The sequence below is a fragment of the Streptomyces sp. NPDC093111 genome, from assembly GCF_040683955.1.
Taxonomy (GTDB): Bacteria; Actinomycetota; Actinomycetes; order Streptomycetales; family Streptomycetaceae; genus Streptomyces.
The window spans coordinates 142,058-151,382 of record NZ_JBFBNW010000020.1 but is presented as its reverse complement, the minus strand read 5'-3'; the positions used below and the strand labels follow the sequence as shown (position 1 = coordinate 151,382).

At 73.2% G+C, this 9,325-nt stretch carries 7 protein-coding genes; 2 read left to right on the top strand and 5 right to left on the bottom strand.

Annotation, left to right across the window (positions count from 1 at the left end; all coding sequences use genetic code 11):
* The coding region (locus AB0Q96_RS30880; RefSeq protein WP_365331172.1) for a hypothetical protein at positions 1 to 2,409 on the top strand (2,409 nt) is incomplete at its 5' end.
* 122 nt (positions 2,410 to 2,531) lie between these two features.
* Here the strand turns inward: AB0Q96_RS30880 and AB0Q96_RS30875 are convergent.
* Together AB0Q96_RS30875 and AB0Q96_RS30870 are read right to left on the bottom strand one after the other, a co-directional pair.
* Positions 2,532 to 4,187, bottom strand: a complete 1,656-nt coding sequence (locus tag AB0Q96_RS30875; RefSeq protein ID WP_365331170.1) for a phosphodiester glycosidase family protein — start codon at positions 4,185 to 4,187, stop codon at positions 2,532 to 2,534.
* A 237-nt stretch (positions 4,188 to 4,424) separates the two neighbouring features.
* The gene (locus AB0Q96_RS30870) at positions 4,425 to 5,105 is read right to left on the bottom strand and encodes a methyltransferase domain-containing protein (RefSeq protein WP_365331168.1); all 681 of its coding nucleotides are present in this window, start codon (positions 5,103 to 5,105) and stop codon (positions 4,425 to 4,427) included.
* 164 nt (positions 5,106 to 5,269) lie between these two features.
* Between AB0Q96_RS30870 and AB0Q96_RS30865 the strand changes: the two genes are divergently transcribed.
* A complete protein-coding gene (locus tag AB0Q96_RS30865) occupies positions 5,270 to 5,665 on the top strand; it encodes a hypothetical protein (protein WP_365331166.1) in 396 nt (131 codons plus the stop codon).
* A 49-nt stretch (positions 5,666 to 5,714) separates the two neighbouring features.
* On the opposite strand, the gene AB0Q96_RS30860 is transcribed toward AB0Q96_RS30865, so the two are convergent.
* From AB0Q96_RS30860 to AB0Q96_RS30850, 3 genes are all read right to left on the bottom strand, one after another.
* Entirely contained in the window at positions 5,715 to 5,900 is a 186-nt protein-coding gene (locus tag AB0Q96_RS30860) for a CsbD family protein (protein WP_365331164.1), read from the bottom strand.
* 146 nt (positions 5,901 to 6,046) lie between these two features.
* Positions 6,047 to 7,849, bottom strand: a complete 1,803-nt coding sequence (locus tag AB0Q96_RS30855; RefSeq protein ID WP_365331162.1) for a methyltransferase — start codon at positions 7,847 to 7,849, stop codon at positions 6,047 to 6,049.
* 132 nt (positions 7,850 to 7,981) lie between these two features.
* Entirely contained in the window at positions 7,982 to 9,148 is a 1,167-nt protein-coding gene (locus AB0Q96_RS30850) for a 4-hydroxybenzoate 3-monooxygenase (protein WP_365331190.1), read from the bottom strand.
* Positions 9,149 to 9,325: the final 177 nt, after the last annotated feature.

Here is a 9,325-nt window from a genome sequence, read left to right as displayed (position 1 = left end):
GCCAACCGCGTCCTCGTCCTCGACAAGGCCGGCAAGGAGGTCGGCTCCATCCCGACCCCCTTCGCCTGGGACTCCAGCGGCCGCGACCCCGAGCTGCCCGTCGGCACCCCGAACCGCACCGCGACGGGCACGCCCGCCGAGGTGCTCAAGCTGTCCGGCCTGACCGGCATCGAGCCGCGCGCCAAGTCCGCCCAGCTGCCCGTCGAACTGGCGGGTGACGGGACCGGGACCGCGCGCCTCGCGCTGGACGTCGCCGCATCGGGCCTGCTCGCCCGTGACGGCGTCACGTACCCCGTCTTCGTCGACCCGACCATGAACTCCGGCTGGCAGGCCTGGACCACGGCGTACCGGCCGTACCCGAACTCCAGCTTCTACAACGGCACCAACTTCTCCTCCGGCACCTCCGACGCCCGCGTGGGCTACGAGTCGGACACCGGCGGTCTGGGCCGCTCCTTCTGGCGCATGGGCTTCGACACCAAGATGAAGGGCGCCACCATCACCTCGGCGGCCTTCAAGGTGCTCAACAACCACTCGTGGTCCTGCACCACCCGCGAGTTCAAGTTCTACCTGACCGGCGGCATCTCCTCCGGTACGACGTGGAACGCGCAGCCGTCCTGGACGACACACCTGCAGTCCAAGTCCTTCGCGCACGGCTGGTCCTCCACGTCCTGCCCGGACGACTACGAGACGTTCAACAACTCCGCCGTCGTCGCCGCCGCCCAGAAGGGCGCGGACGCCGGCTGGTCGAACATCACCTTCGGCATGCGGGCCACGAGCGAGTCGGACACGCAGACCTGGCGCAAGTTCCGTGCCACCTCCGCGACGCTGGAGGTGGACTACAACACGCCGCCGAACGAGCCCACCAGCGGCACCTCCAACCCCGGTGGCGCCTGCGTGGTCGGCCCGGGCGCCGGTGTCACGGTCGGCAAGACCAACATCGTCCTGAAGGCGTACGCCACCGACAACGACGGCAACCTCAAGGGCCTGCGCTTCAAGTTCTGGAAGGCGGGCACCGCCGTCCCGGCCGGCACGCTCGTCACCCCGGTCTCCGGCTGGGCCTCGACGACGATCCCGTCGACCACGCTGGAGGACAAGGCCACCTACCACTGGGCCGTGCGTGCCGAGGACAGCGTCGGCGCCGCCTCCTCGTACTTCCCGCCCAACACCACCGAGGACTGCCTCCTCACCGTCGACGGTTCGGCCCCGCCGCCGCCCACCGTCGACGAGGACACCACCCCGTTCAAGCGCGCCACCGCCGACGGCGCCACCTGGGCCACGGTGAAGTTCGGCGGCACCGGTGACCTCACCGTCACCTCGCCCGGCGCGGCGAAGTTCCGCTGGGGCTGGGAGGGCATGTCCTACACGGACGTCACCGCCGTCAACGGCGCCTACACCTTCACCGGTCTCAAGCCGCCGCACGCGGGCCCGAACTGGCTGCACCTGTTCGCGCTCGACGCGCTCGGCAACGTCAGCGCCCGCACCGACTACGCCACCTACATCCCGCCGCGCGACTCCGCGGACGGACCCGGTGACGTCGGTGGCGACGGCATCGCCGACCTGATGCTCATCGACGCCAACGGCAACTTCTTCTCCTACCCCGGTTCCCCGGACGGAGAGCTGTACGCCGGTCTGACCGGCTCCTACACCATGGGCGACGACGGCAAGCCGGTCCTCGCGCCGAAGGCCCCGTGGTGGAACGGCACCAAGGCCGCGCTGATCAGCCACTACGCCGACGTCTACCCCGGCGACGGCTCCACCGACCTGTTCGCCGTGGACCCCGACGGCACCTTCTACCTCTACCCGGGCGACGGCTACGGCACGTTCAACGTCGACGACCGGCTGAAGATCCGCCTTCCCTCCAACACGCCCGCGCCGTCGACGTGGACGGAGATGAAGGCGGTCGGAGACATCACCGGCGACAAGCTGCCCGACGTCGCGGTCACCACCGGCACCCAGTTCTGGATCCTGTCCGGCTACACCGGAGCGACCTTCCAGACCGCCACCCTCATGGAGGGCACCGCCTGGGCCCCCCGTGACATCGTCAACATCGCCGACATCGACCTCGACAACACGCCCGACCTGCTCTGGCGCAGCCTCGACTCCGGCACCATCTACATCCGCCACGGCAAGCCCGGCCCGGTGGCCGGCAGCGTCGACATCGACTCGCTGAAGACCGCCGCGGCCTCCCGCCAGGGTGTCGACACCTCGTACGGCACCAACTGGACGACCACCAACATCACCGCGGTCATCGGCATCCCCGACGTCAACGGCGACAAGATCCCCGACCTCTGGGTCCGCTCCGGCGTCGACGGAACGATGAAGATCTACCACCCCAGCACCACCAACACCGGAGGTGCCGTCAAGACGGTCCTCTCGGTGAACTGGGCCGGCATCAAGTCCTTCGGATGATCCCGGGGAGACGGGGCACGGCCTGACCGTCCTTCGAGGGGTGAGCCCCCGGTGCCCTCGGGCACCGGGGGCTCACCCCTTTCGACGCTTGGGGACATGGGCCTCCTCCGAGGCCCGTCCGCCTACTTGTTCACGACGACGACGGCGTTGCCGACCTTGCGTTCCATCGGGCCGGTCGCGGTCCAGCTGTCCATCGGGCGGTTGGCGAGGGCCCCCTTGGTGACGAGGGTGGTGTCGCCGCCGACGCCCAGGCTGAGCGCGTCCTCGGCGCCGAGCCACTTCATGGCCTCGGCGGCCTCCTGGGCCGTGACGCCGACGCTGGTCGCGGGGTCGCGCCCGTCGATGGTGACCAGGAGCAGTTCGCCGGCCGCCGTGACCCCGGCGAGGGTGCGGGGGTGGCGCTCGACGACGGCGCTGCTCGCGGTGCCCCACACGGGGTCGTGCATGCCGTTGGCCACCGTGTTGATCAGGACCTCGCCGTCGCGGACCAGGGCGGGGCCGCCGCCCGCGACCGCCGAGAAGGCCGGGCCGGTCACCGACTTCCCCTGCGAGTCGGTGATGGAGGTGCCGGGCTTGAAGCTCGCGCCGACGGCCGCGTGGGCGCGCAGCCAGGCCGCCCCGGCGCCGATGCCCTGGAGGATCCTGCTGCCCGCGGGGATGGGGCCGCCGGCCGCCCGGATCTCGGTGACCTTCCAGTTGCCGTCCATGACGACGTCGACGTTCTCGGCGGCATCCGGGCGCGGGGTCGTGGTGCCCCACTCGGGCCGGAAGACGACGACTTCGTCGGCGTCGACGCAGAGGGCCCCGCGCCACGGCCTGGTCTCCGGGTCGGTGCCCTTGCCGTCGAGGCGGTGGTCCGCGCCGATGCCGCCGCAGCCGCGGATCCGGCCGGGCACGCGGTTGATGCCGTCGATCTGGCGCACCTGGCCGTCGGCGGCGGTCACCTGGGTCCTGGAGGTCACCTCGTCGACGCGGACCCGGGCTCCCGCGCCCTCCAGGAGGAGGGCGGTGCGCCCGTTGTTGGCCTCGCTGAGGAGGTTGTTGCCCGTGACGTAGAGCCCTTCCGGGTCCCCGCCGAAGCCGGAGTAGTTGGGGTTGGTCGGCGAGTCGATGTCGAACTCGGATCCGTTGACCGCGACCAGGGCACCGGCCGCCGTGGCCATGTCGCGGACCGTCTGCGCCGTGCTGACGTCCTGTCCGTGCACCGCCTTGAAGGCGACGTTCGCGGTGGGGTCGACCTTGACGACCCGCACCTGCCACGGTCCGGTGCTCGGAGCGCCGTCCTGGGCCGTGTAGACGGTACGGGCGGAGTAGCCGGACGTCTCCAGCCAGCCCTTCAGCCGGGTGGCGCCCGCCTGGTCGCCGGCGTCGAACCGTCCGACGCGCACCGCGTTCTGCGGCAGGGAGACGCCGCCGCCCGTCAGGACGGGCACCTGCCGGGTGTCGACCCGGCCGGCGAAGCCCTTGTCGGCCAGGTCGGCCACCATCGCGTCGGCGTACGTCCGGTTGCCGACCCGCCAGCTCTTGCCGCCCGGCCAGTCGATCTCCAGCTCCACGGACCACAGGTCGGACGGCCGGCCCTGACTGAACGTCTGGTACGTGATCCCGGGCGCCACGTCCTGGGCGGGCTCCGCGACCGTTTCCAGGTCGGCGGGCCCCAACGGCAGGTGCTGCGCCGTGACGCCGGCGTCCTCGGCCACGGCCGACGCACCGGGCGGCAGCACGATCATCGACGTCAGGGCGATGGCAGCCGCGAGGCCGCGACGAAGTCTGGGCAAGACTCTCCTCGGATAGACGAGTCGACGCGGCGGCAGGCGGCACGGCAGCCGGGCCGGGCCGGGGCGTACGCATCGGCGGTGCCCGGATGACGGGCCTGGCCAGGGTACGAGGCCCGAACAGGCGTACGCGGACCGGGGCGAGCCCTCCGGGGCGCACCGACCCGCGGGCCCGTCGGCCCGTCGGCCTGCCGTCGCGTCGTCGGCCCGCCGTCGCCCCGTCGGCCCGGCGTCGCGTCGTCAGCCCGTCGTCGTCGCCTCGGCCGGGAGGAGCGGGCGGCGGCGGGCGTAGGTGAAGAGGTGTTCCTCGGGGGCCGCGCGGTCGTCGTCCGGGGCGAAGACCGACACCTCGTCGTGGAGCACGTCGAGTCCGCAGTCCTCCCGTTGGAGGCGCAGGTACTCCTCGGCGGAGAAGCTGGAGACCCGGACCGTCCGCCCCATCCAGACGATCTCCACGTCCTCCACGTCGGCGGGCACGGTCGCCGTCACCAGGAAGCCGCCGGGGGCCAGCCAGCCGGCCATGCGCTTCAGGCAGGCGGCGGCCTCGGCCCGGCTCATCATCAGCAGCGGGAAGAACGCGCACACCGCGTCGAAGCCGCCCTCGGGGGCGTCGTAGGCGCGCACGTCGCACTGCTCGAACCGGGCCCCCGGCACCTGGGTGCGCGCGAGCGCGACCATCGCGCCGGACACGTCGATGCCGGTCACCTCGCAGCCGGCCCGCGCCAGGAGGTCGGCCACCGGGCGCCCGGTACCGCTGCCGACGTCCAGCACCCTGGCTCCCTCCGCCAGCCGTGCGGTGAGCCATTCGACCGCCCGCAGCTGGGCCGGCAGCCGGACGAAGGCGTGCTCGTAGGCGATCCCGAGCCCGTCGAACAGCTCCGCCGCCGACACCGGCCTCCCCCGCGTACCGTCCTGGTCCATTCCGTGCCCCTTCCGTCGTGGGGTGCGTCCATGGGGTGCGCACCACGAGCGGGCCTACCCACACGGGCCACCACGTCAACGTGGGCGGCGGGCGGCGGGTGGGTCGGCGACGCGTGGCGGATGGGATGATCCTGGTCCCGTCCGACGAGGAAGACGAAGGATCGATGAAGCTGAACGTGGGCCAGCGGGTCCGGCTGGCGAGAGAGCTGGCGTTGAACGGGTCGGTGGCCCCGGCGGACCGGGAGTCCCCCGAGGAGACCGGCTTCGGCGGCGCCTCGCTGGCCCTGGCGGCGGGCGTCGAGGGCACCGTCGAGCGCGTCGACGCGCACGACAAGGAGCAGGGCCACGAGGTCACCGAGTACCTGCGCCTGAAGTCGCTGCTCGACTCCTTCGGGCACCAGATGCCCCCGGCCAGCAGGTCCCAGCTGGAGGAGCAGGTCGCCGCACTGGAACCCGAGTGGACCGCCTACCAGCGGCAGCGGCTCCGCGTCACGGTCCGCGTCCGTCTCGACAACGGGTTCGTCCTGGACGACGCGCCCGAGGACTTCTTCGTCGCCTAGCGGCGGCCCGGGGGCCGAAGGGCCGGGGCGGGCACGCGGTCCGGTCGGGTCACGAGCGGTCGTGCCTGAAGGAGTCCATGACGCCCTCGGCCCGGCGGCGGACGCTCTGCGCCTTCTCGCGGATCTTGACCCTCGCCTGGTCGGTCCTGCCCTCGGCCTCAAGGCGCTCATGACCGGTGATCTTCCCGGCGAGCTCCTTGAGCCTGCCCTTGGCCTTGTCCACGGCGCCACTCATGACAGCGGTCCCTCCGAAGGGTCGACTCCCACCCTCCACGGTAGGCGGGGGCACCTCGGGATGCGCGTCGGCGACCTGGCGGCCGGCCGGCCGGTCGGTCGGCGGTGCCTGGGGAGGACTCCCCCGGGCACCGCCTGGCGGGCGGGTCAGGCCCTGCGGGCGTGCAGGGTGTGGGCGCCGAGGGCGAGCGGGGTGTGTCCGACCAGGGCGAGGCCGCAGTCCTCGAACAGGCGGGCGTAGTGGTCGGCGGTCCGCTCACGGCCGCCGGTGTTGCACATCATGTGGAGGTCCCACGCCGTGGCGAGCGAGGAGCCTCCATCGGCCGGCAGGAGGCGTTCGACGACGAGGAGGTCCGCGTCCCGGGGCATGGCCTCGGCGCAGGAACGCAGGATGCTCCGGCAGCGGGCGTCGTCCCAGTCGTGCAGGACGCGGGAGAGCACGTACACGTCGCCGTCCGGGGGGACGTCCGCGAAGTCGCCCGCCTGGTAGGCGCACCGCTCCCCCGCCCCGGTGGCCCCGAGCTGGGCGCGGGCCGCGGCGAGGACCTGCGGGCGTTCGAGGAGGACGCCGCGCAGGGTGGGGTGCGCGGTGAGGATGCGGCCGAGGAGCTCCCCGGTGCCGCCGGCGATGTCGACGACGGTACGGGGCGCGCCCGGGGCGGTCGCCGCGGCGGCGAGGACGGGGTGGGCGGGCAGCGGATCGAAGATGGGGGCGCTCGACACCATGGACTGGTCGAAGAGGGCGGCGAGTTCGGGGTCGCCCGCGAAGTGGTCGAAGTGGTTCTCGCCGTAGAAGTGGTCGAAGGCGGGTTCGCCGCTGCGTACGGTGTGGGTCAGGTGGGCGAAGGACTGGTAGAAGGGTCCGCCGTACATCAGTGCCAGGGGCCGCATCGAGCCCGGGGCCTCCGCCGCCAGCAGGGCGCCGACGCCGGTGAGGCGGAAACCGTCCGGCCCTTCGGCGACCACGCCCAGCATGGCGAGGTACCGCAGCAGCGTCGCCAGGCTCCGCGGGTGCGCGTCGACGGCGCGGGCCAGCTCCTGGACCCCGGCGCCGGTGTGGCGGTGCATGACCTCCGGCAGCCGCAGCCGCGCGCACGCCGCGAGGGCCTGGGTGGTCCAGGCGCCGGTCAGCATGCGCAGCAGCGCCTCCGCCGCCTCCGGATCACCGGACGGCCGCGGCGGCCGTGCCGGCCCCTCGGCGAGGGGGCGGCCGAGGTGCTCGGCCAGTACCTCGCGGTGGTCGCCCCGCGCGTACAGCTCGACGCGCGGGAACTCCGTCTTGGTGTCGGCGGGGGCGCCGAAGTAGAAGACGGTGCCGTCCTCGTGCGGGTTGTAGCCGCCGCCGTCGGCGACCGCGCCGTGCCGCGCGAAGCCGGCGAGCAGCCCGCGCAGCACCAGCGGGTCGGGCCGTTCGACGTCGAAGGCGAGGTGCGCCTCGCGGTCCAGGCGCCGTTCGTCGGTGGCGATGCCGTGCAGCCCCGAGTCCGGTGGCACGGTCAGCGCGAACACCTCGACGGCGCGGCGCTCCCCGGCCGGACCGTGGACCGTGGGCCGGAGAATCCTTACGTCAAGATCGGCGGGATTGCGGTGGTGGCGGGCGGCGAGGCGTTCCCGGACGACGACGCTGGGCTGCGCCGACACGTCCGAGGCGAGGCCGCACGCGCTCAACTGCGCCCGCAGGGTGCCCTCGTCGGGCGGGAAAACGAGCACGGCGGCGTGCGCGAAGGAGCACCGGTCCGTCAACGCCCGTAGTTCCGGGCCGTCGAGGCCGGGGAGCACCCGCGAGAGGAGGACGGAGGTGTCCTGTTCCCGGACGAAGGCGGCCGTCGCGCCGAGCCTGTCCGCGTCGTCCACGGCGTTCACCGTCATCGCGGGCGCGGGCGCGGGCATAGGCGCGGGCATGGGCATGGGCGTGGTGGAGGGCATGGTGGAGGGAAGTCTGGAGTGCATGGCCTGTCCGTGTCTGGATGCCCGGGCTGGCGCCGGGGAGGAAGGTGGGCGCGGGGGCGGGGAGTTGACGGCTCCTGGAAGGAGAGGGCCGTCACGGGGAGGGGAGGGGATTCGGCCGGCGGCCGGGCGCCGTCAGACCCCCACGTAGTTCTCGGCGAACCAGTCCTGCTGGGCCGGCGAGTCGCGCAGCGCGCCGATCCGGGACCGGCGGAGGCGCTCCTGGAAGGGCGAGGGGCCCTCGGGGTCCGGGGTCTCGTGCAGGAGGCGGATCATCCAGTGCGAGAACTCCTGCGCGCGCCAGATGTGCGCCAGGCACCGGTCCGAGTAGGCGTCGAGGGGCGCCGGGTCGCCGCCGTGCAGGGCGGCGGTCAGGGCCCGGGCCAGGATCTCGGCCTCCAGGACGGCCAGGTTGGCGCCCTTGGCGGCCGACGGGCTGATCAGCGCCGCCGCGTCGCCCACGAGGAACAGCGCCCCGTGGCGCAGGGGTTCGAGCACATCGGATCCGAGGTCGACGACGGCGCGTTGCGCGAACCGCCCGCGGGACAGGGTGCCGTACTGGGCCGCGCGCATGCGCAGGTCGAGTTCGTCCCAGACCCGGTCGTCGCTCCAGGCGTCGGCCCGGGTGCCCCGCGCGCACTGGAGGTAGTAGCGGGTGATGCCGGCCGAACGGGCCATGTGCCCGGCGTAGCCGCGCGGGTGGAGCGCGTAGCCCACGGCGTCCAGGCTGGGCGGCGCCTCGGCGAGCAGGCCCAGCCAGGACACGCCGTGGTCGCGGCGGTAGTGGCGGACCGCGCCGGGCGGGACCGAGCGGCGTCCCGCGCCGTGCCGTCCGTCGCAGGCGGCGACGTACCGGGCCCGCCAGCGTCCGGGGCGCCCGTCGGATTCCCGTACGGTCACCGAGGGCGTGGGGCCGTCCGCGTCGGACACGGCGATCGCCTCGGTGTCGAAGCGGATCCGTCCTCCGGCGTCGAGGAACCGGGCCAACAGGTCGGTGACCAGCTCGTGCTGGGGGTAGACGGTGTGCGGCTCCCCGGTGCCGAGGCGCCCGTAGTCGAGGCGGAAGCGCCCGTCGTCGGTGCGGAACTCGCAGACGCGGTGCTCCTGTCCGTTCCGGCGCAGTCCGTCGTCCAGGCCGTTGCGGGCGAGGATCCGCACGGTGTTCGCCGCGAGGAAGCCCGCCCGCGCCCGGTTCTCCACGGAGGCGCGGCCGGACCGTTCCAGCAGGGCGCAGTCGATGCCGGCGCGGAGGAGGAGGTTGCCCAGGACGAGCCCGGCGGGGCCGGCCCCGAGGATCACCACATCGGCCGAGTCGTGGGCCGGCAAGGCGTACTGACTGTCTGTCACAACGAGGGATCCTAAGCACCCGGAAGGACCAAGATCGTCAGGATTCACCCGAATGCACCACACCATGAGAAAAGGATTCTTCCCGGACCGGCGAGGACGCCCGGGGCGGGGGCCGGGGCACGGCGGGCGATT

Bases quoted from the DNA above. Each gene is read 5' to 3' on its own strand.
- AB0Q96_RS30870 (WP_365331168.1), bottom strand. From the start codon at position 5,105: ATGGACCAGGACGGTACGCGGGGGAGGCCGGTGTCGGCGGCGGAGCTG.
- AB0Q96_RS30865 (WP_365331166.1), top strand. From the start codon at position 5,270: ATGAAGCTGAACGTGGGCCAGCGGGTCCGGCTGGCGAGAGAGCTGGCG.
- AB0Q96_RS30860 (WP_365331164.1), bottom strand. From the start codon at position 5,900: ATGAGTGGCGCCGTGGACAAGGCCAAGGGCAGGCTCAAGGAGCTCGCC.
- AB0Q96_RS30855 (WP_365331162.1), bottom strand. From the start codon at position 7,849: ATGCACTCCAGACTTCCCTCCACCATGCCCTCCACCACGCCCATGCCC.